Source organism: Bradyrhizobium sp. ORS 111 (genome assembly GCF_045571485.1).
GTDB lineage: Bacteria > Pseudomonadota > Alphaproteobacteria > Rhizobiales > Xanthobacteraceae > Bradyrhizobium.
This window is the reverse complement of sequence record NZ_CP120701.1, coordinates 5,660,178-5,685,326: the sequence shown is the minus strand read 5'-3', so window position 1 is coordinate 5,685,326 and position 25,149 is coordinate 5,660,178. Positions and strand designations below refer to the sequence as shown.

19 protein-coding genes are annotated in these 25,149 nt (G+C 65.0%); 15 read left to right on the top strand and 4 right to left on the bottom strand.

Annotated features, from left to right (window positions below; translation table 11 throughout):
• The first annotated feature begins 5 nt into the window (after positions 1–5).
• Positions 6–1,250, top strand: a complete 1,245-nt coding sequence (locus P6U30_RS26250; protein ID WP_407165762.1) for an ABC transporter substrate-binding protein — start codon at positions 6–8, stop codon at positions 1,248–1,250.
• Positions 1,251–1,398: 148 nt separating this feature from the next.
• Here P6U30_RS26250 and P6U30_RS26245 read toward each other — a convergent pair whose 3' ends face one another.
• Both P6U30_RS26245 and P6U30_RS26240 read right to left on the bottom strand, forming a co-directional pair.
• Positions 1,399–2,613 carry a mandelate racemase/muconate lactonizing enzyme family protein gene (locus tag P6U30_RS26245; RefSeq protein WP_407165761.1) on the bottom strand — a complete coding sequence of 405 codons (1,215 nt, stop codon included), beginning with the start codon at positions 2,611–2,613 and terminating at the stop codon, positions 1,399–1,401.
• 219 nt (positions 2,614–2,832) lie between these two features.
• On the bottom strand, positions 2,833–4,092 hold the full coding sequence (locus P6U30_RS26240; protein ID WP_407165760.1) for an amidohydrolase family protein: 1,260 nt from the start codon (positions 4,090–4,092) through the stop codon (positions 2,833–2,835).
• Positions 4,093–4,246: 154 nt separating this feature from the next.
• Between P6U30_RS26240 and P6U30_RS26235 the strand changes: the two genes are divergently transcribed.
• Complete coding sequence (locus tag P6U30_RS26235; protein WP_407165759.1) at positions 4,247–4,666, top strand: nuclear transport factor 2 family protein; 420 nt, start codon at positions 4,247–4,249, stop codon at positions 4,664–4,666.
• Positions 4,667–4,836: 170 nt separating this feature from the next.
• Here P6U30_RS26235 and P6U30_RS26230 read toward each other — a convergent pair whose 3' ends face one another.
• Positions 4,837–5,595 carry a GntR family transcriptional regulator gene (locus tag P6U30_RS26230; RefSeq protein ID WP_407165758.1) on the bottom strand — a complete coding sequence of 253 codons (759 nt, stop codon included), beginning with the start codon at positions 5,593–5,595 and terminating at the stop codon, positions 4,837–4,839.
• A gap of 197 nt (positions 5,596–5,792) precedes the next feature.
• On the opposite strand from P6U30_RS26230, the gene P6U30_RS26225 reads away from it, so the two are divergent.
• The 11 genes from P6U30_RS26225 (at position 5,793) to P6U30_RS26175 (ending at position 20,780) form a co-directional block, all read left to right on the top strand.
• Positions 5,793–6,653: an ABC transporter ATP-binding protein gene (locus tag P6U30_RS26225; RefSeq protein ID WP_407165757.1), complete on the top strand. Its 861-nt coding sequence runs from the start codon at positions 5,793–5,795 to the stop codon at positions 6,651–6,653.
• A gap of 2 nt (positions 6,654–6,655) precedes the next feature.
• A complete protein-coding gene (locus tag P6U30_RS26220; protein ID WP_407165756.1) occupies positions 6,656–7,432 on the top strand; it encodes an ABC transporter permease in 777 nt (258 codons plus the stop codon).
• A 43-nt stretch (positions 7,433–7,475) separates the two neighbouring features.
• Entirely contained in the window at positions 7,476–8,501 is a 1,026-nt protein-coding gene (locus tag P6U30_RS26215; RefSeq protein WP_407165755.1) for an ABC transporter substrate-binding protein, read from the top strand.
• Positions 8,502–8,644: 143 nt separating this feature from the next.
• Positions 8,645–8,842 carry a hypothetical protein gene (locus tag P6U30_RS26210; protein WP_407165754.1) on the top strand — a complete coding sequence of 66 codons (198 nt, stop codon included), beginning with the start codon at positions 8,645–8,647 and terminating at the stop codon, positions 8,840–8,842.
• 46 nt (positions 8,843–8,888) lie between these two features.
• A complete protein-coding gene (locus P6U30_RS26205) occupies positions 8,889–11,321 on the top strand; it encodes a CaiB/BaiF CoA transferase family protein (protein WP_407165753.1) in 2,433 nt (810 codons plus the stop codon).
• Entirely contained in the window at positions 11,321–12,397 is a 1,077-nt protein-coding gene (locus tag P6U30_RS26200) for an ABC transporter ATP-binding protein (protein WP_407165752.1), read from the top strand. Before P6U30_RS26205 ends, P6U30_RS26200 begins: the two co-directional genes overlap by 1 nt.
• Positions 12,394–13,398, top strand: a complete 1,005-nt coding sequence (locus tag P6U30_RS26195; RefSeq protein WP_407165751.1) for an ABC transporter ATP-binding protein — start codon at positions 12,394–12,396, stop codon at positions 13,396–13,398. The genes P6U30_RS26200 and P6U30_RS26195 overlap by 4 nt, the downstream gene beginning before the upstream one ends.
• Before the next feature lie 460 nt (positions 13,399–13,858).
• A complete protein-coding gene (locus P6U30_RS26190; protein WP_407165750.1) occupies positions 13,859–15,406 on the top strand; it encodes an ABC transporter substrate-binding protein in 1,548 nt (515 codons plus the stop codon).
• A gap of 5 nt (positions 15,407–15,411) precedes the next feature.
• Complete coding sequence (locus P6U30_RS26185; protein ID WP_407165749.1) at positions 15,412–16,368, top strand: ABC transporter permease; 957 nt, start codon at positions 15,412–15,414, stop codon at positions 16,366–16,368.
• On the top strand, positions 16,365–17,249 hold the full coding sequence (locus P6U30_RS26180; protein ID WP_407165748.1) for an ABC transporter permease: 885 nt from the start codon (positions 16,365–16,367) through the stop codon (positions 17,247–17,249). Before P6U30_RS26185 ends, P6U30_RS26180 begins: the two co-directional genes overlap by 4 nt.
• Before the next feature lie 228 nt (positions 17,250–17,477).
• Complete coding sequence (locus P6U30_RS26175) at positions 17,478–20,780, top strand: carboxyl transferase domain-containing protein (protein WP_407165747.1); 3,303 nt, start codon at positions 17,478–17,480, stop codon at positions 20,778–20,780.
• 219 nt (positions 20,781–20,999) lie between these two features.
• Here P6U30_RS26175 and P6U30_RS26170 read toward each other — a convergent pair whose 3' ends face one another.
• On the bottom strand, positions 21,000–22,637 hold the full coding sequence (locus P6U30_RS26170) for a flavin-containing monooxygenase (protein WP_407165746.1): 1,638 nt from the start codon (positions 22,635–22,637) through the stop codon (positions 21,000–21,002).
• Between the two features lie 422 nt (positions 22,638–23,059).
• On the opposite strand from P6U30_RS26170, the gene P6U30_RS26165 reads away from it, so the two are divergent.
• Positions 23,060–24,661, top strand: coding sequence for a GMC family oxidoreductase (locus tag P6U30_RS26165; protein WP_407165745.1), 1,602 nt, complete (start codon positions 23,060–23,062; stop codon positions 24,659–24,661).
• Positions 24,662–24,669: 8 nt separating this feature from the next.
• A complete protein-coding gene (locus P6U30_RS26160; protein ID WP_407165744.1) occupies positions 24,670–25,122 on the top strand; it encodes a hypothetical protein in 453 nt (150 codons plus the stop codon).
• The last annotated feature ends 27 nt before the right edge of the window (positions 25,123–25,149 follow it).

Here is a 25,149-nt window from a genome sequence, read left to right as displayed (position 1 = left end):
TGGCGATGTTGATACAAACAAGAACACAGACCGCCTTGTCGTTGTCCCTTGTGCTAGCGGCAGCGCTCGTCTTCGCCGCGCCGTCGCGCGCTCAGCAGGCACCCGCGGCGGCCGCCGACAACGACATTCGCATCGGCAACATCATGCCCTACACCGGCCCGCTTGCAGCATTCGCCACCATCGGGCGGGCGGAAGCGGCCTATTTCGACATGATCAACGACCGCGGCGGCATCAACGGGCGCAAGATCAAGTTCATTTCGGTGGATGACAGCTCCAATCCGAAGACCGCGATGGAGCAGACCCGCGATCTCGTCGAGAAGCAGAACGTGCTGTTGATGTTCGGCTCGTTCGGCACGCCGGACAATCTGGCGACGCGGACCTATCTCAACGACAAGAAAGTCCCGCAGCTCTTCGTCGCCTCCGGTGACGAGACCTGGGCGCAACCCAGAACGTTTCCGTGGACCATGGGCTGGCAGCCGACGTTCCGCGCCGAGGGTCGCATCTATGCAAACTACATCCAGGCGTCCTATCCCGATCGCAAGATCGCCGTGCTCTGGCAGAACGATCAGTTCGGGCGCGATCTGTTCAAGGGATTGCAGGAGGGCCTCGGCGACACCGCAGGCATGATCGTGGCCGATCTCGCCTTCGATGCGTCCGAGACCAGGATCGAGAACCAGCTCGGCATCTTGAAGGCTTCCGGCTCCGACATCCTGGTGTTCGATGGCGCGCCGGCGATCGCCGCGCGTGCGATCCGCAGCGCCGCCAATCTCGACTGGCATCCGGTGTTCATCCTCGACAATGCATCGGCCTCGATCGCCAGCGCGCTGCGGCCGGCGGGCTTGCAGAATTCACTTGGCGTGATCTCGACCTCTTTTCTGAAGGATGCCGGAGATGCCTCCTGGAAGGAGGACCCGCAGATCAAGGCGTGGTTCGCCTTCATGGACAAGTATTTCCCCGATGGCGACAAGGACGATCTCTACGCCGTGTTCGGCTATGCCGCGGCGGATACGCTGCTTCAGGTCTTGCGCCAGTGCGGTGACGACCTGTCGCGCGACAACGTCATGCGGCAGGCGGCGTCGCTGAAGAACTACCATGCCCCGGTCGCGCTGCCGAGCATCGTCATCAACACCAGCCCGCAGGATTTTCGCCCGATCGAGCAGATGCGGCTGGTGCAATTCGACGGCGCTGCCTGGCAGCCGATCGGCGACGTGATCGACAGTGCGTTCACGACGGTTCGGGAGGATCACTAGCGCACGTCGTCCCGGCGAAGGCCGGGACCCATTGCCCCCGAATGGCAATTGTTGCGCGACGCTGTGGGCCACAGCTTTCTTCAACAACACAATCTTGTGGTTATGGGTCCCGGCTTTCGCCGGGACGACAATGCGGTGAGAGCCGTTGCTACTTCTTCAGCCCGTAATTCAACAGCCCGCCCTTGTTCTTCGGCGGATGGGCGCGCAGGCCTTCCTCGTTCGGCTCGGTGCCCCAGCCCGGGCGATCGGGGATCACGAGATGGCCGTCGACGTATTCCGGCACGTGGGTGAACAACTCGTGGTCCCAGGCGAGGCGGTCGATGTCGGTCTCCATGATCCGCAGGTTCGGCACCGCCGCGCAGAAATGCGCGTTCATCATGGTGCAGAGATGGCCGTAGAAATTATGCGGCGCGACGTTGACCTCGAAATGCTCGGCGGCATTGGCGATCTTCATCGATTGCCAGACCCCATTCCACGGCGTGTCGATGATCGCGACGTCCATCGCCTGCTCGGTGAAATAGGGCAGGAACTCGCGCAGGCCGAGCAGCGTCTCACACGACGAGACCGGATGCGGGCTCTGGCGGCGGATATAGCCCAACGCCTGCGGGTTGAAGGTGTCGATCTCGACCCAGAACATGTCCATCTTCTCGATCGCGCGCAGGATCTTGAGATAGCCTTCGGTCTTGGCGTTGAAGTTGAGGTCGAGCAGCAGATCGACATCCGGCCCAGCGCCGTCGCGGATCGCTTCGAGGTGCATGCAAAGATTGCGCAGCACAGTGCGATCGACATTGATCTCGGGCTCGAACGGCGAGCCGAAGCCGGGCCGCCAGCCCACCGGCTTGCCGTCGGTGTAGACGAAGATGTTGGTCTTCATTGCCGAGAACTTCTTCTCGCGCACCTCGGCTCCGATCACCTTGACGCCGTCGAGATCGGTGATCGCCGGCTTGTACCAGTCGGGATGATTGATGCGCCAGGTCGCGCAATGCGACCAGTAGACCCGCACGCGGTCGCGGATCTTGCCGCCGAGCAGGTCGTAGCAGGGCACGCCCAGCGCCTTGGCCTTGACGTCGAGCAGCGCGTTCTCGATCGCGCCCAATGCCAGCGCGACCACGCCGCCGGCGGCTGGACGCGTCGCGGCAAACAGCTCCGCATAAATCCGCTCATGCTGGAACGCGATCCGGCCGACCACCCGCGCCGACAGCCGCTCGATCGCGGCCGTCACGCCCGGCGCACCAAAGCCCTCGTCATATTCGCTCCAGCCGACCAGCCCGTCCTGGGTCGTCACCTTGACGAAGTGATAATTCCGCCAGCCGGCATCGCAGGCGAGCGTTTCGACGCTTCTGATTGTGGTTGATTTGCTCATGGTTTCCCGCCCGGCTTTTGTTGATGTTGGGAAATAACAACAACGGATCGGCAAGGGCGTCAATCGTGCGGAGCGCAGAGCTCTTACGCTGATTGGCGATATTTTCGTACGCTCTTATTCTCAAACCGTCATCCATCTGAGGAGCGCGGAACGCGCGTCTCGAAGGATGCACGGCCCACTCGTGGCCGTCGATCCTTCGAGACGGCGCGTCGCGGCTCCTCAGGGTGACGGAGAGGGTCTGGTGCCGGGCCGGAACAGCGTCGGCCGCCGTCGTTCGAATGTCTTGCGGCCGTGCTTGAAGCCCATCAGCACGTCGGGCAGTTCAGCGATGGCGTTGGTTCCGCTATCGGTGTCGAGCACAATGATGTCGGCGGGATTGCCGACCGCGATGCCATAGTCCTTCAGGTTCATCAGCCGCGCCGGGAGGTCGGTCACCAGATCGAGGCAGGTGTCGAAGTCGCCGATCCCGGCATGCGCTGCATTAGCGTAGAGGTTCGCCATCCGCAGCAGCGATGCATCGCCAAACGGCGTGAAGGGATTCTGCACGTTGTTAGTTGCAACCGAACACAATACGCCGTCGGCGACGAGCCGGTGCGCGGGCGTCAGTCCGCGCGGCGCATTGTGGGTGGCGTCGCGGCCCATCAGATAGAGGTCGGTCGCGGGCAGGACGGTGACGGAGACGCCGGCTTTAGCGAGGCGCGCTGTTGCTGCCTTCAGCCGGTCTGGCGGCAATGCGGAGAGCTTCGTGGCATGCCCGATCGTGACGCGGCCGTGATAGTTGCGCTGCTCGGTTTGCCGGCAGACCTCGTCCATGTGCCGCCAGGACGGATCGAGGTCGAAATCGAGATGGAGATCGACATCGATGTCGAACGTCTGCGCGAGATCGAAGATCCGCGTGATATGCGCATTCGGATCGGTGTCGACATAGGGACAGCCGCCAATCGCCTCGGCGCCGTCGTGCAGCGCCGCGACCAGCAGCTCGTCGGCGCCGGGATCGTTAGTCAGGCCTTCCTGCGGAAAGACGCACAGCGAGAGGTCGAGCGCCCAGGCGTAATCGCGCTTCAGCGCCTTCACTGCCTCGAAGCCGCGTAAGCCGATCCGCGGATCGATCTCGACATGCGTGCGCATCCGCGTGGTCCCGGACACGATCGCACGCTCGATTACCATGGCGCCGCGCGCATAGACATCATCGACAGTGAAATCGCGCTTCATCACCGCCACCGCGCGGATGGCCTCAGTCAAGCTGACGTTGTCATGGCCGCAGCGGCCGAGCAGGCAGGCCTTGTCGAGATGGATGTGGGTGTCGACGAAGCCGGACAGCGCCAGCCGGCCGCCGAGCTCAATCTCGACCGCCTCGCAGGCAAGGCGCGGCGCAATCGCCGCGATCCTCCCGTCGGCAATACCAATATCGACAGCGGCGGGCGAGGCGCGTGTCACGGCGTTACGAAAGACGAGGTCGAAGGCGGATTTCACGGACATCGAGGCGGCAGGCTTTGAGATGAGGAGAGCCTAACGGAAGGGCAAACGTCGGGCAGCACCAGATTGTGTGCAATTTGCCTGGCAGATTGTCCAAAAGATATGCATGCACTTTTGCGGTCGGATTGTAGAGTCCTGGCTCTCTGGAGATCCCATCATGTCCGCCACTGCCAAAGCCGATGCCCGCCCGCTGCCCGATGCCGAGATCGTGGAGGCCTATCTTACGGCATCAATGATCCCCGATCCCGACGCGGCGGCGGCCTTTATGAAGCCGGGCACGATGATCACCTTCACCGGCGGCCGCGAGTTCGACCATCCGCGCGGGCCCACCGGCTTCAATGCCAGGCGCTATCGCTGGGTGAAAAAGAAGATGGATCGCTTCGACATCTGTCCCGGTGCAGACGAAACCGTCGTCTATAGCATGGGCACGCTCTACGGTGAGTGGATCGACGGCACGCCGTTCGAAGGCAACCGCTATGTCGATCGCTTCGTGGTGAAGGACGGGCAGATCGTCAAGATGGACGTCTGGAACGACAGCGCCGAGCGGATTTTGGTGCAGCGGGGGATCGAGGCATAGGTGCATCTTGACCCTATCCCCGTCACCCCTGAGGTGCGAGCCCTTGCGAGCCTCGAAGGGTGCACGGCTCGGCTGGTGGCCGTCGATCCTTCGAGACGCGCTACGCGCTCCTCCAGCGACAAAGGCGAAGCCTTTGCGCGGGGATGACGGGGATAGAGCGCGGCTACCTGTCACCGCCGCACCGCCTTCGGCAGTTTTACCACCCGATCGCTGCTCGCCTCGTCCGCATAGGGCGCCAGAATATCCAGCAAATCGCGGCCGCGCTGCGGGCTCGGTGCGACCAGCGCGCGCGCTGCCACGGAATCGAGGTGGCTGTGCATCAGCCCCATCACTTTATCGACGTCGCCCTTCACCAGCGCTGCGATGATCGCGCGGTGCTCGTTGATCGCGCATTCCGATGAATGCGGCCGGCTGTAGAGCGACAGCGTCAGGCAGCAGCGATAGGCGACCTCGCTGACATAACGCACCAGGATCGGGCTGTTGGTCATGTGGGCGAGCAGGATGTGGAATTCGGTGGCGAGCCGGATCGAGACCGGGTCGGTACCATCGCGGGCGCGATCCTCGGCGTCGACATGGGCGTTCAATTCCGCAACCTGCGCCTTGGTCAGCTTGCCTGCGAGCTGGCGTACCACCAGACGCTCGAGCTCGATGCGGATGTCGAAGGCATCGCGCGCCTCCTGCCAGCTCGGCGTCGCCACAACCGCGATGCGGTTGCGGCGCAGCTCGACCAGGCCTTCCGCGGCCAATTGCCCGAGCGCGTGGCGTGCGATGGTGCGGCTGACGCCGAAGCGTTCGCCGAGTGAATCCTCCGGCAGCTTCGCGCCGGGCTCCAGCGCCTGCTCGATGATGGCGCGGCGCAAGGCGCGGCAGATCACGCTGACCTTGTCAGACGATTCAGCCGTCGTGCTGGTGCCTGCGCGCGCCGTCATCCCCTCGAATCCCTCTGCAAAGGTACTTCGAACGCCTTTTTATCATGGCGGCAAAACAATCGGGCGCCCGAATTGCATGCAGTTCGGGCCGCGGACTGCCTAAGAGCACTCCCGCCTTTCGAGCATCGATTTCGCGATTGCCTTGATTTTCAAGTGCCTGGCCGCTTGGCATCCAGCTTGCATGCACTTTGGTTGTGATGCGCATGCAACCAGACACCGAATTTGCCGGCGAGCCCGTTCACGCCGGATCCGCGCCGACCGCGATCGAGCTGTCGGAAGCCTCCGTGACGTTCGGCCGCGGCGCCCGCGCCGTGCCGGCTCTGTCGAAAACTACGCTGCGGATCGCCGACGGCGAGTTCGTCGCGCTCGTGGGTCCATCCGGCTGCGGCAAGTCCACCATCCTGCGGCTGGTCTCGGGCCTGGCGCGGCCGACCACCGGCGTCGTCATCGTCGGCGGCCGCGAGGTCGCGGCGCGGGCGATGCGGGTCGGCATGGCATTCCAGAACCCGACCATGCTGCCGTGGATGACGATCGAAAAGAACATCATGTTGCCGCTGAAGATCGTCGAGCCGTTCCGCTCGCGGTTCCGCAAGCTGCGCAAGACCGACTTCCGCGACAAGGCGAACGCGCTGCTCGAGCAGGTCGGGCTAAAGGGCTTTGGCGGCAGCTACCCCTGGCAGCTCTCCGGCGGCATGCTCCAGCGCGCCAATCTGTGCCGCGCACTGATCCACGAGCCGCGCATGCTGCTGCTCGACGAGCCGTTTGGTGCGCTCGACCAGTTCACCCGCGAGGAGCTGTGGGGGATTCTCCAGCAGCTTTGGATGACCCATAAGCCGACCGTGCTGCTGGTCACCCATGACTTGCGCGAGGCCGGCTTTCTGGCCAGCCGCGTCTGCGTGATGAGCGCGCGGCCGGGCCGCATCCTTGACGACAGCCGCGTCGAGTTTGCCCGGCCGCGCACCGTAGCGATGACCTTCGAGCCCGATTTCGTCGCGCTCAACCAGAAGCTCCGCGCTTTCATCGTCGATGCGCGCACCTCCGCACAGGAAGGAGTCTGACCATGTCCGTATCAGACATCAGACAGAAGGCCTGGTCTGCGGCTCTGATCGTGCTGTTCTTCGTCGCCTGGGAGCTGTTCTGCCTGATGACGGGCATGTCCGATCTCGTGCTGCCGCGCCCCTCGCAGATCTTCGCTACGCTGGTCGAGAAATTCCCGATCCTCTGGCCGCATATCGTGCAGACGCTGGCGACCACGATGGTCGGCTTCGTGCTCGGCGTGGCGCTCGGTGTTGCACTAGGCGCGGTGATCGGCGTCTCGAAGACCGCCTATGACACCTGTTATCCGCTGCTCATCGGCTTTTCCTCGATCCCGAAGGTCGCGGTGGTGCCGATCTTCGTGTTGTGGTTCGGCTCCGGCACCGTGCCGGCGGTGCTGACCTCGCTGTCGATCTGCTTCTTCCCGATCGTCGTCAACATCGCCACGGGTCTGGCTACCACTGAGCCCGAGCTCGAAGACGTGTTGAAGGCGCTCGGCGCCAGCAAGTTCGACATCCTCTGGAATGTCGGCCTGCCCAGGACGATGCCGTTCTTCTTTGCCTCGCTCAAGGTCGCGATCTCCTACGCCTTCGTCGGCGCGGTGTTGTCGGAAACCGTCGCGTCGAACCGCGGCATCGGCAATGTGATGATGACCGCATCGTCCAACTTCAACGTTCCGCTGGTATTTGCCGGGCTGTTCGTGCTCGCCGGCCTCGGCGTCGCGCTCTACGTGCTGTTCTCGCTGATCGAGGGCCAGGTGACGGGATGGGCGACGCGCAAGGACAACGTCATCGCCACCTGAAGGTATCAGTCAATCGCCGTTCCATGGAGTTGAGGAGATCGTCATGTTGATGAAGGTAAGTGCTGCGCTTTTGGGATTGGCCCTGGTCGCGGGATCGGCCCGCGCCGAAGACACCACCATCAAGTTCACGTTGGGCTGGAAGACGCAAGGCAGCGACGCCGCCTTCTTCTATGCCAAGGACCACGGCTATTTCAAAGACGAAGGCCTCAACGTCGTGATCGACCAGGGCGAGGGCTCCGGCGCCACGGTCACCCGCATCATGTCGGGCGCCTATGACGCCGGCTTCGGCGACGTCAATGCCATCATACAGAATGCCGCGACCAAGCCGCAGGATGCGCCCGTGATGGTCTACATGATGTGGAACCGGCCGCCGTTTGCAATCGTCGCCAAGAATTCAAGCGGCATCGAGACGATCAAGGATTTTGAGGGACACACGCTGGGCGGCGCGCAGGGCACGCCGACTACACGGCTGTTGCCGGTGTTCGTGCACAAGAACGGGCTTGATGCCGACAAGATCAAGGTCTCCAACATGGCGCCGAACCTGCAGGAGCCGATGCTGATCAAGGGCGACATCGATGCCGCGCTGGTGTTCAACATCACGAGTTACTTCAATCTGGTACTGAACCGCCAGGATCCCGACAAGGATTTCAAATGGTTCTCGTTCGGCGATTACGGACTCGATCTCTATTCCAACGGCGTGATGGTCTCGCGCAAGCTGATCGCCGCCAATCCGAAGGCGGTGGCCGGCCTCGTCCGCGCCATCAACAAGGGCGCGATCGCGGTCGCCAAGGACCAGAACGCCGCCATGAAGGCCGCGCTCAACTATGACAATCTGATCAATGTCGATGTCGAGAAGCGCCGCCTGCAGTACTCGTTCGAGAAGCTGATCGTTTCGCCCGAGGTGAAGGAGATCGGCATCGGCGACGTCAAGGACGACCGCATGGCGCGCGCCATCGGCATCATCGTCGAAGGCTATCAGCTCGCTCGCACGCCGACTCTAGCGGAAGTATTCTCCCGCGAATTCCTGCCGCCACGCGCCGAACGGGAGCTGGTGTATACGGCGAACTGAGCAGGCGACGACGAGCCGCCGCCGCTGATCGGCGGGGTGGTGGTCGGCGGTCGCCCCATCGCGAGCCCCGGCCGGTGCGTCGCTGTTGATCTCGCCGCGATCGAACGTGAGCTGCGCGAGATGCACCGCGCGAGCACCGGTGCATGCGTGCATTTCCTGCACGCATGGCCGCGGCCTTCGACATCGCTGCCAAACTGCTTCAAAGCGCAATTCACTTGCAGTTAAGTGACATCGTCAATCGCGCAGCGTCGCGGATCCTTCGCGAATTCCGTAACGTGGAAGAAAATTCCACTTGCATCATCGCGCCGGCGCGGCTTCAAGTTCAGACAACAAGAAACTGAATCAGCCGCGGTCATCGGCTGGTCATTTTGCTCGCGGGGAAGCGTGATGGGCGCGTTGTCGCATCTGCGGATTGTCGAAATTGGAAGCGCGGCTGCGACGAGCTATTGCGCGCGGCTGTTCGCCGATTTCGGCGCCGACGTGCAGAAGGTCGAACCGCCGCAGGGCGATCCGCTTCGCCGCACCGCGCCATTGACGCTGAGCGGGCAGAGCGCGTGGTTTGCGTTTCTCAACTTCAACAAATCCAGCGTCGTGCTCGACGGGAGCGATGCGCTCGCGGCATCGCGCCTGCGTGAATTGATTGCCGACTGCGACATCCTGCTCGATGGCCGCGGCCTCAATGCGGCGGATTGTCCCGCGATCGATCTCGACGCGATCAAGCGGGACAATCCCGGCCTGATCCATCTCGACCTCTCCTGGTTCGGCGATCGCGGTCCCTATGCCGACTTTGTCGCGACCGACGCCACCATTCGCGCGCTGACCGGCCTCGTGAAGCTGGTCGGCCCGGTGCAGGGACCGCCGATGCACGCACCGGATTTCCAGACCGGGATCCTTGGTGGGCTCTGGGGCTTCATCGCAGCGAGTTCGTCGGTGCTCGGGCGCATGCAGGACGGGCGCGGCCGCTCCAGCCATCTCAGCCTGTTCGAAGCCAGCATCGCCGTCACCGAATACATCATGTTCGAATCGTTCTCTCGCGGCGACATCATGCGGCGGATCGGCGTCAACCGCTTCTGGCCGACCTTTCCGGTCGGCATCTACGAGACCAGGCAGGGCTGGCTCGGCGTCACCACGGTGACGCCGGCGCAGTGGCGCTCGTTCTGCGAGATGCTTGATCTCACCGACCTGCGCGACGATCCGTCGCTGTTCCTCGGCGTCGACCGGCTGCAACATGTCGCCGAGATCGAAGTCAGGATCCTGCCGAGGCTGAAGCAGCGCACTGCGCAGGAATGGTTCGCCGAGGGCCTCAAGCGCAAGATCCCGATCGTGCCGGTGCCAGAGATCTCGGATCTGATCGCCGATGAGGAGAAGCGCGCCCGTGGCGCCATCGTGCCTGTCACGATCGGTGACGAGAGCGGGTTCAGCGCCGGCACGATGCAGCGGCTGACGGGTACGCCGCCGCTTCGCGGTGGCCGGGTTCCCGATATCGGCGAGCAGCAGGCAAAGCGCGAGGCGGCGCCGCGCGTGGCAGCGCCCAAGCCTGCCACGGCCGATCGCCTGCCGCTCGAAGGCATCCGCGTCGTCGATTTCTCGATGGGCTGGGCCGGCCCGATCTGCACCCGCACGCTCGCCGATCTCGGCGCCGACGTCATCAAGATCGAGGCGATCCAGTATCCGGACTGGTGGCGCGGCGTCGATCGGCGCCCGGCTTACGTGCTGGAGCAGATGTACGAGAAGTCGGTGCGCTACTGCATCATGAACCGCAACAAGCGCGGCATCACGCTCGATCTGACCCGGCCGAAGGGACTTGCGCTGGCCAAGCGCCTGCTCGCCGATGCCGATCTTGTGGTCGACAATTATTCGGTCGAGGTGCTGCCGAAGCTCGGCCTCGGCTACGACGTGCTGAGCAAGCTCAATCCGAAGCTGGTGATGATGTCGATGTCGGCGTTCGGCGCCGGCAGTGTTTATCGTGAGTGCCGCGCCTACGGCTCGACGCTGGAGCAGGGCTCGGGCTTGCCGAGCGTGGTCGGCGATGCCGGCGGCCCGCCGGTGATGAGCCACACCGCGTTCGGCGATGCCGTCGGCGGCCTCAACGGTTGTGCGGCGGTGCTGACCGCGCTGATCCACGCGCGGCTGACGGGGCGGGGGCAGTTCATCGACCTCGCGCAGATCGAATGCATGATGCCGTTCGCGGCGCCCTGGATCGTCGCGCATTCGATCGACGGCACGCCGCCGGTCAAATACGGCAATCGCCATCCCGATTTCGTGCCGCATGGCTGCTTCCGCTGCGCCGGCGAGGACAACTGGATCGTGGTCGCGATATCCGACGATGCGATGTGGCCCCGGCTCGCACGGCTGCTCGGCCGCGAGGACTGGGCCGACGATGCAAGGTTCAAGACGGCCACCGGCCGTCGCGCCATCGAAGGCGAGATCGAGGCTGCGATCACCGCCTGGACCTCGGCACGCGATCCGGAGATGGCGATGGTTGCATTGCAGGCGGCCGGTGTCGCCTCAGGCGTCGCCCGGCTGCCGATCGATCTGTTGAAGGATCCGCAGCTCCAAGCCCGCGGCTTTATTCAGGAGGTCGACCGCGCGTTCATTGGAAAACATCCGCAGCCGTCGATGCCGTTCCGCGAGGGTGCCGAACCCTTTGCGATCCGCTCGGTGCCGCCGACGCTCGGCGAGCATAACCGCGAGATTCTCGGCGGCATGCTCGGCCTCAGCGATGCCGAGCTCGAAGAGCTTGCGCGGGAAGGCATCATCGGCACCGAGATGCTGATGGAGGAGCAACTGGTGAAAGAGAAGCAGCGGGCGGCGGGTTGATGCAGGCAGGCGAGCCGGCAGAGCGCAAGGCGGAGGTCGCGCGCGATGGCGCGCGGCCACTGATGTCCGTGCGCGGGCTCGGCATCCGCTTCAAGACCTCGCACGGCATTTGGCAGGCGACCCGTAGGATCGATTTCGACATTGCACCGGGCGAGCGGGTCGGCATCGTCGGCGAAAGCGGCTGCGGCAAGACCATCACCGGCCTGTCGATCCTGCGGCTGTTGCCCGGCAATTTCGCGGGCCTCGACGGCAAGATCATGTTTGACGGCATCGATCTCGCCAAATGCAGCGCGCGGCAGATGCGCGACATCAGAGGCAAGCGCATCGCGATGATCTTTCAGGAGCCGATGAGCGCGCTCGATCCGGTCTTCACCGTCGGCCACCAGATTGCGGAGACGCTGCGCGTCCACACCAATATCGGATACGAAGAGGCACGCGCCAAGACGCTGGAGATGCTCCGCCGCGTCGGCATCGCCTCGCCGGAGCGGCGCATCGACGACTATCCGCACCAGCTCTCCGGCGGCATGCGCCAGCGCGTGATGATCTCAGCCGCCCTGATCTGCGGGCCGCAGCTCCTGATCGCGGACGAGCCGACCACCGCGCTCGACGTCACCGTGCAGGCGCAGATCCTCGAACTGTTGCGCGACATCAGCCAGACCTCGCGCACTGCGCTGATGCTGATCACCCACGATCTCGGCGTCGTCGCCGAGACCTGCACGCGGATGATCACGATGTATGCCGGCGAGGTGATCGAGGATGCGTCCGTTGACGAGGCGCTGGTGCGGCCGCTGCATCCCTATACGTCGGGCCTGTTGCGCTCGCTGCCGCATTTGAGCCCGCGCCACGGCCGGCTGCCGTCGATCCCGGGCCGCGTCCCGTCGATCGCGGACATGCCGAGCGGCTGCCGTTTCCGCGCCCGCTGCGCGCATGCGATCAACGGCTGCGAAGCGGAGCAGCCGCTACAGGACGCCGGTGGCGGCAGAAGAGTCCGCTGCTGGCGCTTCGCCGAGCTCAATCTGCCCGGCGCGCTGCATCCGCCCGAGACACCCCTCGCAGCGAGGGTCGCGACGCAATGACCGCTGCCTCGGCCGAGCCCAGTCGCGACCCCATCGTCTCGGTGCGCGACCTCCAGGTGCGCTTCCAAACCACGGATCGCCGCGCCACCGTGAAGGCGGTCGACGGTGTCAATTTCGACGTCCGCCGTGGCGAGACCTTCGGTATCATCGGGGAATCAGGCTCGGGCAAGACCACGATCGGCCGCGCGTTGGTGTTTCTCTTAAAGCCCAGCGCCGGCGCGATCCTGCATGACGGCATCGATCCGCTCGCGCTGTCGCGCAAGCAATTCCAGAGCCACCGCCGCGACTACCAGATCATCTTCCAGGATCCCAACGCCGCGCTGAATCCGCGGATGACCATCCTCGCCTCGGTGCTGGAGCCGCTCGAACTTGCCCGCGTCGGCACCCGCGCGGCGCGCGAGCGGCAGGCAAAGGAGGCGCTGGAGCGCGTCGGGCTGCCGCAGGAGTTTGGCGAGCGCTACCCGCATCAACTCTCCGGCGGCCAGAAGCAGCGCGTGGTGATCGCCCGTGCGTTGACGCTCAGGCCCAAGCTGATCGTCTGCGACGAGGTGGTGGCGGCGCTCGACATGTCGATCCGCGGCGACGTGCTCAACCTGTTCGCCGATTTGCAGCGCGACCTAGGCCTGACCTACGTCTTCATCACCCATGACCTCGCCGTGGTCTCGCATATCAGCGAGCGTGTCGCGGTGATGTATCTCGGGCAGTTCGTCGAGCTTGGCCCGACCGAGGAAGTGTCCGAGCGGCCGCTGCATCCCTATACCCAGGCGCTGCTCTCGGCCGAGCCGCGGCCGCTGCCGTCGTCGATGCGGCAGGAGACGCGGATCGTGCTGCAAGGCGAGGTGCCGAGCCCGATCGATCCGCCGACCGGCTGCCGCTTCCGTACCCGCTGCCCGCATGCGCAGCCACGCTGCGCCGAGCGGACGCCGGAGTGGCGCGAGCTGAAGCCCGATCACTGGGTGGCGTGCCACTTCGCCGACCGCCCGAATTTTTCACCGAGCTAGCGCGCGATGAGATCAGTTCGATCAGCGGCCCCGAAGGAACTGCACTCCCTCTCCCGCTTGCGGGGGAGGGCTGGAGGTGGGGGCTCTCTCCACGAGTCACATCGTGGAGAGAGCCCCCACCCGGATCGCATCCATGATGCGATCCGACCTCCCCCGCAAGCGCAGGGCAATCGCATATGAGATTCGAGTCGCAACGGCATCGGCAGTCGGCTCCCTCTCCCGCTTGCGGGGAGGGTCGGGGTGGGGGTTCTCTCCACGAGTCGCCTCGTGGAGGGGAGCCCCCACCCGCCGCGCGCTGCGCACGCGTCGGCCTCCCCCGCAAGCGGGAGAGGCGAAGGGAGCCCGCGGACAACCTCCGCAGACGCCATATGCGATTGCCCTGCCCGCAAGCGGGAGAGGTGCAGCCAATCTGCCGCTAAGCCGATTCAAATTGACGCCCTGAGATAATGGAGGACCTGCCATGACAATAACGACGCGACGCGAAGCCATTGCGCTGATCTCGGGCGCGCTCGCGAGCGCCAGCCTCGGCGGTCCTGCCTTTGCACAGGGCGCGGCGAAGGAGGGTGGTACGCTGCGCATCTCCGCGCCGGCCAATCCGTCGAGCCTCGATCCCGCCACCGGTGGCGCCGGCTCCGATCACGCCTTCCTGTTCACGATGTACGACACGCTGGTCGAATGGGAATTCGAGACGTTGAAGCCGAGGCCCGGATTGGCCGAGAGCTGGAAGTTCACTGACCCCACCACGCTGGTGCTCAACATCCGATCCGGCGTCACCTTCCATGACGGCACGTCGCTCGATGCGGAGGCCGTGAAGTTCAACCTCGACCGCAACAAGAGCGATCCGAAATCCAACATCAAGGCCGACCTCTTGTCGGTGGCCTCGGTCGAGGTCACCGGGCCGCAGCAGGTGACGCTGAAGCTGAACGCGCCGGATACCGCGTTGCCAGGCATTCTGTCGGATCGCGCCGGCATGATGGTGTCGCCGACGGCGCTGAAGGCGGCCGAAGGCGGTGTCGTCACCCGCAAGCCGGTCGGCGCCGGGGCTTATCGTTTCGTAAGCTGGGCCGACGGCGAGAAGATCGTGGTCAAGCGCAACGAGAAGTACTGGAAGCCGAACCGGCCTTATCCCGACGGCATCGAGTTCTCGATCATTCCCGAGCTCACCACTGGCGCGCGGTCGGTCACCGCGGGCCAGAACGATCTGATCTACCAGCTCCCGCCGCGGCAGAAGGCGATCATCGAGCGCGCCTCGAGCGTCAAGGTGGTGCACGGCCCGACGCTCTACGTATTCCAGATCTTCCTGAACTGGGCCAAGCCGCCGTTCGACAACGTCAAGGTCCGCCAGGCGCTCAATTTCGCGATCGACCGTGAATCCTTCGTCAAGGCTGCGCTCGCCGGTCTCGCCGAGCCGGCCTACATGAACCTGCCGAAGTCGCATTGGGCCTATGACGCCGAGGTCGCGAAGCTCTATCCCTACGATCCCGCCAAGGCGCGCAAGCTGCTGGCCGAGGCCGGCTTCAAGGAGGGCACCCAGATCGAGATCGGCGGCTACTCCGATCAGGATTCGGTGCAGCGCGAGGAAATCCTGATCGAGCAGTTCCGCAAGGCGGGCATGAATGTGCGCTTCGTCAACGCGCCGATCGCGGAAGCCTCGGCCGCGTTCTTCGGTCCGGAGAAGAAGGGCTCCGGCCTGCTCGCGGCGTGGACCGGGCGCCCAGATCCGAGCCTGACCTATTCGCTGATGTTCACCAAGGACGCCTACTACAATGGCGGTCGCGCGCCGGTGCCGCCGGAGCTCGAGGCCGCGATCAAGCAGTCGCGCGCCTCTGAGGATATCGAGGTCAGGCGCAAGGCCTTCGCCACCGTGCAGCGGCTGGTGATGGAGAACGCCTTCGTCGCGCCGCTCGCGTTCCAGTTCGAGCTTGTCGCCATGAACAAGAAGGTGCAGGGCTACAAGCCCAACCTGTTGGGTAAACCGAAATACGACGACGTCTGGCTGGAGAGCTGACAACAATGGCGCGACGGTCACCGGCCAAGGTCATCGGCAGCCGCCTGTTGCAGGCGCTGCCCGTGATTCTGCTTGCGACCTTCATGGTGTTCGCGCTGCTGAAGCTCGTGCCCGGCGACATCGCCGTGACCTTGGCGGGCGACAATGCCACCGACACGCGCATTGCCGAGATCAGGGGCATCTACGGCCTGGACCGTCCGTTCCTGGTGCAATACGGCGCCTGGCTCGGCAAGGTCGCGCAGGGCGACCTGTCGCAATCGCTGCTGACCGGCGAGAATGTCGCGACATCGATCGGGCGCGCCTTTCCGAACACGCTCCTGATCGTCGTGATCGCCATGGTGCTGGCGCTCGTCACTGGTATTCCGATGGGCGTGATCGCGGCGATCAAGCCGAACGGCTGGATCGACAAATTGGTCAGCCTGATCGCCTCGCTCGGCGTCGCGATTCCCGGCTTCTGGCTCGCCATGATCCTGGTGGCGGAATTTTCGCTGAAGCTGAACTGGCTGCCGGCGACCGGCGCCAAGTCCTTCACCGCCTCGCCGGTCGAGGCGATCAGATACGCGCTTTTGCCGGGGATCGCGATCGCGGCCTACGGCATGGCCGAGGTCGCGCGCCAGCTCCGCGGCGCGCTGCTGGAGGTGCTGTCGTCGCAATATGTCCGCACGTTGCACGCCAAGGGCCTGTCGATGTCCCGCATTCTCTGGCAGCACGGCTTGAAGAATGTCAGCGTCAATCTGCTCACGATCATCAGCCTGTTGGTCAACCGCATGCTGGCGGCGACGGTGGTGATCGAAGCGGTGTTCGCGATTCCCGGGCTCGGCAGCCTGATCGTGCGCGGCGCGATCCAGCGCGATTTCCCGATCGTGCAGGGCGTCGTCTTCACCATGGTGGTCGTGGTGATCGCGGTGAACCTGATCACCGATCTGCTCTGCGCCGCGATCGATCCGAGGATCGAGCAATGACCGACCTCGCGTTCGCCGAGCTCAAGCGGCCCACCAAACCGACCCGGCTGCGCCGCGTCCTGCGCTGGCTCGCCGGCGATCTCCGTGCCGCGCTGTCGATCCTGGTGCTGCTGGTGCTGGTGATCGTCGCGATCGGCGCACCCTGGATCGCGCCGTATGCGCCGACCGCGCAGGACGTCAACAACATGCTGGCGCCGCCGGGCCCGGCGCATTGGCTGGGCACCGACGATCTCGGCCGCGATGTGCTCAGCCGCCTGATCTATGGTGCGCCGGCGACCGTCTATGCGAGCCTGCTCGCCGTCGGCGTCGCGGTTCTGATCGGATTGCCGGTCGGCCTCGTCGCCGGTTATTTCGGTGGCTGGATCGACGACATCATCAGCCGCATCATCGACACCTTCCTGTCGTTCCCCGCGATCGTGCTCGCGATCGCGGTTACCGGCGCACTCGGCATCGGGCTCACCAACGGCATGATCGCGGTCGGCATCACCATGTTCCCGGCGCTTTCGCGCATCGTTCGCGCCCGCACGCTGATCGTGCGGCAGGAGCTCTATGTCGACGCCGCCAAGGGCTTTGGCGCGCCGACCTGGCATGTGCTCTGGCGCCATCTGCTGCCGAACACGCTGCAGCCGGTGATCGTGCAGGTGACGCTCTTGCTCGCCGCGGCACTGCTGGCGGAAGCGAGCCTGTCCTTCCTCGGCCTCGGCATCCAGCCGCCGGATCCGAGCTGGGGCGCCATGCTGGCGCGGGCCTATCAATATATGGAAATCGCCCCGGAGCAGATGTATGCGCCGGGCCTTGCCATTCTCATCGTCTCCCTGGCGTTCAACGCGCTCGGAGAATCCTTGCGTGTCGTGCTCGATCCGACCATGAAGGATCGTTAGGTGTGCAAAGGCTTATGGGTTGCCGCGCTCTATTCACCTCGCCCCGCTTGCGGGGAGAGGTCGAAATTTGCGCGCAGCGCGAATTTCGGGTGAGGGGGACTCTCCACAAGCGAGTTCGCGGAGACTCCCCCTCACCCGAAGCCTGCGCTTCGCTTCGGCTTCGACCTCTCCCCGCAAGCGGGGCGAGGTCAGGAGAGTTCTGTCGCTGAGACGTCAACGGAACCAATCATGCCCTTCAAGAAATTGCTGATTGCCAACCGCGGCGAGATCGCGATCCGCATCGCCCGCGCTGCGAGTGAGAGCGGCCTTGCCACCGTCGCGATCTATCCCGCCGACGATGCGGCCTCGCGGCATGTCCGTTCCGCCGATGAAGCCCGAGAGATCCCCGGGCGCGGCGCGCGGGCCTATCTCGACATCGAGGCGGTGATCGCGGCGGCCAAGGCGGCCGGCTGCGACGCGCTGCACCCGGGCTATGGCTTTCTCAGCGAGAACGCCGAGCTTGCGCGGCGCTGCGCCCAAGAGAAGATCACTTTCGTCGGCCCGTCGCCGGAGGCGCTCGAGCTGTTCGGCGACAAGGCCAAGGCGAAAGCGCTGGCAAAGAAATGCGGCGTGCCGATCATTGTCGGCACGTCAGGCGCGACCACGCTCGACGAGGCCAAAGCATTCTTTGCCTCGCTCGGCGCGGACGCCGCCGTCATGGTCAAGGCGATTGCCGGCGGCGGCGGCCGCGGCATGCGCGTGGTCGACGACGCGGCCAAGCTGGATGAAGCCTATGCGCGCTGCCAGTCGGAGGCCAAGGCCGCGTTCGGCAACGGCGATGTCTATGTCGAGCGGCTGATCCGGAAAGCCCGCCATATCGAGGTGCAGATCATCGGCGATCGCCACGGCACAATCAGCCATCTCTGGGAGCGCGAATGCACCATCCAGCGCCGCAACCAGAAGCTCATCGAGGTGGCGCCGAGTCCATCGCTGAGCGAGGCCTTGCGGGCGCGGATCATCGAGGCGGCAAAGCAGCTCGCTTCCGCTGCGCGCTACGACAATCTCGGCACCTTCGAATTCCTGGTCGATGACGACGCCGGCGAGGGCGAGGGCGCGTTCGCCTTCATCGAGGCCAATCCGCGGCTGCAGGTCGAGCACACCGTGACGGAAGAGGTGCTCGGCATCGATCTGGTGTGCGCGCAGCTTGCGGTCGCCGCCGGTGCGACGCTGGCCTCGCTCGGGCTGGCGCAGGCCGCGGTGCCGTTGCCGCGCGGCTATGCCATGCAGCTTCGCGTCAATATGGAGGTGATGGACGAGAGGGGATTGACCAAACCGACCGGCGGCACATTGTCCGTGTTCGACCTGCCGTCCGGCCCCGGCGTCCGCGTCGATACCTTCGGCTATTCCGGCTACAAGACCAGCGCGGCCTTCGACTCGTTGCTCGCAAAGGTCATCGTGCATTCGCCGAGCCCAAAGTGGCCCGACGTCGTGCACAAGGCGGCGCGCGCGTTGCGCGAATTCCGGATCGGCGGCGTCGCCACCAACGTCCCGTTCCTCGGCGCCGTGCTGGCGCACCAGAGCTTTGTCCGGAACAAGATCAGCACCAACTTCATCGATACCCACGTCGCGGCGCTGGTCGGCGCGGCGAATGATCTTGCCGCGCCGTTGGTCGAAGTGGCCCCGGCGGTGGCCGCCACGCCGGCGGCAACCGAGGCTGTGCCGGAAGGCTCGCTTCCGGTGCCGGCGCCCCTGCAAGGCACGATCGTCGCGATCGATGTCGCGGAAGGCGATCTGGTCCGCCCGGGCCAGCAGATCGCGGTGCTGGAATCGATGAAGATGGAGCATCTCGTGACCGCGCCGCTTGGCGGGCGTGTGATGAAGATCGCCGGTGGTCCCGGCGTCACCTTGATGCATGGCGAGCCGATCCTGTTCCTCGAACCCGCCGAGGTCGACGGGCACCACACGGAGGAAGAGGCGGCGATTGATCTCGACCACATCCGCCCGGACCTCGCCGAACTGATCGCGCGCAAGGCGATCACGCTCGACGAGAACCGCCCGGCCTCGGTCGAGCGCCGCCGCAGGACCAACCAGCGCACCGCGCGCGAGAACGTCGCGCATCTCGTCGACGAGGGCTCGTTCGTCGAATACGGATCGCTCGCGATCGCAGCGCAACGGCGCCGCCGCAAGGTCGAGGACCTCATCAAGAACACGCCGGCCGACGGCCTGATCGCCGGCGTCGCTACCGTCAATGCGAAAGACTTCGGCCCCGAAGGCGCGCGCTGCATGGTGATCGCTTATGACTACACCGTGCTGGCGGGCACGCAGGGCCACATGAACCACAAGAAAATCGACCGCATGCTCACGCTTACCGAGCAGTGGCGGCTTCCGCTGGTGTTTTACGCGGAAGGCGGCGGCGGCCGTCCCGGCGATACCGACCGGCTCGGCATGACCGGCCTCGACGGTCCGTCCTTTGTGCAGTTCGCAAGGCTCTCCGGTCTTGTGCCGGTGGTCGGCATCGTCTCCGGCTACTGCTTCGCCGGCAACGCCGCGATGCTCGGCGTCTGCGACGTCATCATCGCCACCCAGAACGCCTCGATCGGCATGGGTGGTCCCGCGATGATCGAGGGCGGCGGGCTCGGCGTCTATCATCCGGCCGAGGTCGGTCCTGTCTCGTTCCAGGCGCCGAACGGCGTGATCGATATCCTGGTCGAGGACGAAGCCGAGGCAACGGCCACCGCACAGAAATATCTGTCCTATTTCCAGGGCGCGGTGAAGGACTGGAAAGCGCCGGACCAGCGGCGGTTGCGCCGCGCGATCCCGGAGAATCGCTTGCGGGTCTACGACGTCCGCAACGTGATCGATCTGATCGCCGACGAGGGCTCGGTGCTGGAGATCCGGCGCGATTTCGGCGTCGGCATGATCACGGCCTTCATCCGCATCGAGGGCAAGCCGTTCGGCCTGATCGCCAACAATCCCAAGCATCTCGGCGGCGCGATCGACGCGCCGGCCGGCGACAAGGCCGCGCGCTTCATGCAGCTCTGCGACGCCTTCGACATTCCGATCGTCTCGCTGTGCGACACGCCGGGCTTCATGGTCGGCCCGGAAGCCGAGAAGACCGCGATCGTGCGTCACGTCGCGCGGATGTTCGTCACTGGCGCAAGCATCACGGTGCCGCTGTTCGGCATCGTGCTGCGCAAGGGCTACGGGCTCGGCGCGCAATCGATGATCGGCGGCGGCTTCCACGCCTCGTTCTTCACGGTGGCCTGGCCGACCGGCGAGTTCGGCGGCATGGGGCTGGAGGGCTATGTCCGGCTCGGCTTCCGCAAGGAAATGGAAGCGATCGAGGATCCGGCCGAGCGCGAAAAGTATTTCCAGACCAAGGTCGCCGAGCTCTACGCCAATGGCAAGGCGGTCTCGATCGCCTCCGTGCTCGAGATCGACGAGGTGATCGACCCTGCAGACACCCGGCACTGGGTCATGGCGGGCCTCCGCTCGGTGCCGAAGTCGGAGCCGCGCACGCACCGCAAGCGCCCGTGCATCGACGCGTGGTAGGGCGGCCGGACGCGTATGGTCGAGCCAAGCGATACCGATCTTACGTGCTAGCGCTGCAATAAAATCGGTGTCGTCCCGGGCAAGCGCAGCGCGACCCGGGACCCATAACCACCAATGCTGGTTGTCCGTCCAGTGCTGGAGCCACAGCTCACTTCAACGACGCAACCCTGTGGTTATGGGTCCCTGCTTTCGCAGGGACGACAGCGGTGGATGAGGCCGCTACCCCAACCGCAACTCCACATACCCCTTCGCCGCAACCTCGTCGCATCTTGCGCGGTACGCCGGCGCGCTGCCGCTGTAGCGGGCGACGATGCGGGTCTGCTTGCCGTCGACGTTGCGGTTGATCCCGGTCATCCAGGAATCGACTTCGTTGGACAGCAGGCCGACGCCGAGCGCCTTGACATGATCGGTCCAGTCAGCGGTGCCCTCGGGCGTGGCGTCGAGGAAGGTCAGGCCGTTCTCGACCGCGAAGCGGATCAAGCCGGTGACCCAGTCGACGCTGTATTCGATGCTGCGCGGAATGTTGCCGAGCGCGGTGTGCGGGCCCATCAGCATCATCAGGTTGGGGAAGCCGTCGATCATCAGGCCGAGATAGGTCTCCGGCCCGTGCTTCCACTTCTCCTTCAGCAGCGCACCGCCGGCGCCGCGGAGATCGATCTTGTCGAAGCTGCCGGTGATGGCGTCGAAGCCGGTCGCATAGATGATGATGTCGAAGGCGTAGTCCTTCGCGCTGGTGCGGATGCCCTCGGGCGTGATGCGCTCGATCGGCGTCTCCGAGAGGTCAACGAGCTCGACATTGTCGCGGTTGTAGACCTCGTAATAGAAGGTCTCGAGCGGCAGCCGCCGCGTCCCGAAGCCGTGATTCTTCGGGATCAGCTTGTCCGCCACGGCTTGATCCCTGACGCGCTCGCGGATCTTCCGGGCCACGAAATCGCTGATCGTCGCATTGGCCTTGCGGTCGATCAGGATGTCCCTGAAATTGCCCTGCCAGATGCCGAAGCCGCGCTCGCCATAGAGCTTCTCGTAGAACGCCTCGCGCTCCTCCTCGCTGACCTCGAACGCGCCGCGCGGATCAGGGGTATGGACGAAGCAGGCGAAGGTCTCCTTGCAGCGCGCGAAGATCTCGGGATAGCCGGCCTTGATCTTGCCTTGCGTCTCGGCGTCGATCTTGCCGTTGTGCAGCGGCGCAGCCCAGTTGGCGGTGCGCTGGAACACGGTGAGATGTCCGACCTCGCCGGCGATGGTTTGGATGGTCTGGATGCCGGTTGCGCCGGTGCCGATGACGGCGACGCGCTTGCCGGCGAAATCCACCGTCTGCTTCGGCCAGCGCGCAGTGTGGAAGGACTGTCCCTTGAAGCTGTCGCGGCCCTCGATGCGCGGCAGCGTCGGCGTCGACAAGGGCCCGATCGCGGTGATCAGGAAGCGGCAGGTGTGGCGCGCGCCGCTTTCGAGCGTGACCATCCAGCTTCGCGTCTCGTCCTGGTAGATCGCGGCGGTGACCCGGCTCTCGAACTGGATGTCGCGGCGCAGATCGAACTTGTCGGCGACGTAATTGCAGTAGCGCAGCGTCTCCGGCTGGCCGGCGAAATGCTCCGACCATTCCCATTCCTCGAGCAGCTCCTTGGAGAACGAATAGCCGTAGGAATAGCTCTCGGAATCGAAGCGCGCGCCGGGATAGCGGTTCCAGTACCAGGTGCCGCCGACGCCGGTGCCGGTCTCGAACACGCGGACCTTGAGCCCCATCTCGCGCAGCCGGTAGAGCTGATACATGCCGGAGAGCCCGGCGCCGATGATGATGACGTCGTAGTCCAGCGCAGCCGCCCGCGACGGGGCGTGATCCTGGCGCGGTGCGGCCACCTGTCGTTGCTCCCTGAGGTGTTGCTTGCCGGCAAGGTTAGCCGGTCTCGCCGCGGCCGACAAACCGCGCAGAGCGGGGCAGCCATCGCGATTTGCCGGGTTTACCCGCGCACGCGGCATTCCGTGCGGCGGAAGCGCATTCTCGGCGGCTTTACTCGACGTTGCGATTCACCCTATCGTCCCCGGAGCGATCATGGGCCCACGACGGCGGCTCTATTCCAATTTCATCCGCGGTATACGAAGCTTGCCGGTGAGAATCGTCAATTGAGCTGCAGGCCCGTCATTGCGAGGAGCGAAGCGAGGAAGCAATCCATCCCGCCGCGTGGGGAAGAATGGATTGCTTCGCGGAGCCTGTCATCGGGCGCGCATTCGCGCGACCCGTTGGCTCGCAATGACGGAAGAAGAAACTCTAGGGAATAAGAATGAAGAACGATCCCGTTGACGTCCTCATCATCGGCGCCGGCGCGTCCGGTGCTGCGGTGGCCTGGAGCCTCGCCGACACCAAGATGCATATCCTCTGCCTCGATCAGGGTGGCTGGATGAACCCGGCGGACTATCCGAGCACCGGCCGCGACTGGGAGGCGAAATTCTACGGTGACTGGTCGACCAGCCCGAATATCCGCCGCCGGCCCGAGGACTATCCGATCAACGACGACAATTCCCCGATCAAGGTCGTCAATTTCAACGGCGTCGGCGGCTCGACGGTGATGTACACCGCGCACTGGCCGCGGCTGCATCCCTCCGATTTCAAGGTGAAGACGCTCGACGGCGTCGCCGACGACTGGCCGATCGATTACGACACGCTCACCCCGTTCTTCGAGGAGAACGACCGCATGATGGGCACGTCCGGCCTGTCAGGCGATCCGCTGTCGCCGTTGTCGCATCCGCCGATGCCGCCGCAGCCGCTCGGGCTGTCCGGTCCTTTGATCGGCAAGGCGATGAACAAGCTCGGCTGGCACTGGTGGCCGTCGGACACCACCGTCGCGACGATGGACTACGAGGGCAGGGCGCGCTGCATCAATCTCGGCCATTGCACGCCGGCCTGCGCGCAAGGCGCGAAAGCGTCGACCGACATCACCTACTGGCCGCATGCGATCCGCGCCGGGGTCGAGCTCAAGACGCATTGCCGGGTGCGCGAGATCCTGACCAATGAGCACGGCATGACCTCCGGCGTCGTCTACTACGACAAGGACGGCGTCGAGCAGTTTCAGCCGGCCGAGGTGGTGATCATCGCCTGCAACGGCGTCGGCACGCCGCGGCTGCTGCTCAACTCCGTCTCCGGCAAGTTTCCAAACGGCCTCGCCAACTCCTCCGGCCTGGTCGGCAAGAACCTGATGTTCCACCCCTACGCGCAGATCTACGGCTTCGTGAAGGAGCCGACCGACAGCAACCGCGCGCCGCCGACCTGCCTGTGGAGCAAGCAGTTCTACGACACGGATCTGTCGCGCGGCTTTGTGCGTGGCTACGGCATCCAGTTCGGCCGTGGCGCCGGGCCGGTGTTCGAGGCCGTCGCCAGCGAGCAGAAGGGCATCCTGCCGTGGGGCGCGGATCACCACCGCGTCTTTCGCAAGCTCAACGGTCACCGCCTTGCGGTCTCGGCGATCTGCGAGGACCTGCCGGAAGAGCACAACCGCGTCACGCTCGATCCCGTATTGAAGGACAGCCACGGCATCCCCGCGCCGAAGATCGACTACACTATCAGCGCGAACAGCCGGAAGATGATGGACCACGCACTGGCGCGCGGCCGGGAGATTCTCGAGGTTGCCGGCGCCACCGATATCTGCATCAACGATCCGATCCCGTGGGGCGGCTGGCATTTGCTCGGCACCGCGCGGATGGGCACCGATCCCTCGCGTTCCGTCGTCAACGAATGGGGCCGCTCGCACGATGTGAAGAATCTCTTCATCGTCGACGGCAGCATCTTCGTCACCTCGGGTGGCGTCAATCCGACCTCCACCATCCAGGCCCTCGCGCTCTACATCGCCGACCAGATGAAGCAGCGTCTTGCCAATCTGTTCGACTGAGATCCGCCATGTCCCACAGCAATGAACTGACCGTAGCCCAGCGCGCCGACTTTCGCACCATCGCCGCGATGATCGTTCCCGAAAGCGCCGAGTACAAGGTGCCGGGCGCCGATGATCCCGCGATCCAGGCCGACATGCTCGCAACGCTCGGCCGCGACACCGCGCCGGTTGCGCAGGCGCTGGACCATCTGGCGCGGCTTGCCGGCCGGCCGCTCGCCGAGCTCGACGCTGCCAGGCGCGATGCCGTGGCAAAGGAGTTTCGCGCCAGCGGCGGCACCGCGGCCGCGACGCTCGTCCGCGTGGTGCTGCAGTGCTACTACCGCGACGATCGCGTGCTGCGCTCGCTCGGTCTCGAGCCCCGCGCGCCGTTCCCGAAGGGGCATGTGTTGCCTGAAGGCGACTGGTCGCTGCTCGATCCGGTCAGGGCGCGCGGCGGCTCGCTGCGGGGCGTCTCACGTTGAAGTTGCTGGCTGTGCATGCCACACTCT

What these genes read in the sequence shown, in the direction of transcription:
- P6U30_RS26230 (WP_407165758.1), bottom strand. Translation starts at nt 5,595, where the DNA reads ATGACGGCGCGCGCAGGCACCAGCACGACGGCTGAATCGTCTGACAAG.
- P6U30_RS26240 (WP_407165760.1), bottom strand. Translation starts at nt 4,092, where the DNA reads ATGTCCGTGAAATCCGCCTTCGACCTCGTCTTTCGTAACGCCGTGACA.
- P6U30_RS26185 (WP_407165749.1), top strand. Translation starts at nt 15,412, where the DNA reads ATGGCGCGACGGTCACCGGCCAAGGTCATCGGCAGCCGCCTGTTGCAG.
- P6U30_RS26165 (WP_407165745.1), top strand. Translation starts at nt 23,060, where the DNA reads ATGAAGAACGATCCCGTTGACGTCCTCATCATCGGCGCCGGCGCGTCC.
- P6U30_RS26245 (WP_407165761.1), bottom strand. Translation starts at nt 2,613, where the DNA reads ATGAGCAAATCAACCACAATCAGAAGCGTCGAAACGCTCGCCTGCGAT.
- P6U30_RS26160 (WP_407165744.1), top strand. Translation starts at nt 24,670, where the DNA reads ATGTCCCACAGCAATGAACTGACCGTAGCCCAGCGCGCCGACTTTCGC.
- P6U30_RS26235 (WP_407165759.1), top strand. Translation starts at nt 4,247, where the DNA reads ATGTCCGCCACTGCCAAAGCCGATGCCCGCCCGCTGCCCGATGCCGAG.
- P6U30_RS26250 (WP_407165762.1), top strand. Translation starts at nt 6, where the DNA reads ATGTTGATACAAACAAGAACACAGACCGCCTTGTCGTTGTCCCTTGTG.
- P6U30_RS26205 (WP_407165753.1), top strand. Translation starts at nt 8,889, where the DNA reads ATGGGCGCGTTGTCGCATCTGCGGATTGTCGAAATTGGAAGCGCGGCT.
- P6U30_RS26225 (WP_407165757.1), top strand. Translation starts at nt 5,793, where the DNA reads ATGCGCATGCAACCAGACACCGAATTTGCCGGCGAGCCCGTTCACGCC.
- P6U30_RS26195 (WP_407165751.1), top strand. Translation starts at nt 12,394, where the DNA reads ATGACCGCTGCCTCGGCCGAGCCCAGTCGCGACCCCATCGTCTCGGTG.
- P6U30_RS26190 (WP_407165750.1), top strand. Translation starts at nt 13,859, where the DNA reads ATGACAATAACGACGCGACGCGAAGCCATTGCGCTGATCTCGGGCGCG.
- P6U30_RS26180 (WP_407165748.1), top strand. Translation starts at nt 16,365, where the DNA reads ATGACCGACCTCGCGTTCGCCGAGCTCAAGCGGCCCACCAAACCGACC.
- P6U30_RS26175 (WP_407165747.1), top strand. Translation starts at nt 17,478, where the DNA reads ATGCCCTTCAAGAAATTGCTGATTGCCAACCGCGGCGAGATCGCGATC.
- P6U30_RS26215 (WP_407165755.1), top strand. Translation starts at nt 7,476, where the DNA reads ATGTTGATGAAGGTAAGTGCTGCGCTTTTGGGATTGGCCCTGGTCGCG.
- P6U30_RS26220 (WP_407165756.1), top strand. Translation starts at nt 6,656, where the DNA reads ATGTCCGTATCAGACATCAGACAGAAGGCCTGGTCTGCGGCTCTGATC.
- P6U30_RS26210 (WP_407165754.1), top strand. Translation starts at nt 8,645, where the DNA reads ATGCGTGCATTTCCTGCACGCATGGCCGCGGCCTTCGACATCGCTGCC.
- P6U30_RS26200 (WP_407165752.1), top strand. Translation starts at nt 11,321, where the DNA reads ATGCAGGCAGGCGAGCCGGCAGAGCGCAAGGCGGAGGTCGCGCGCGAT.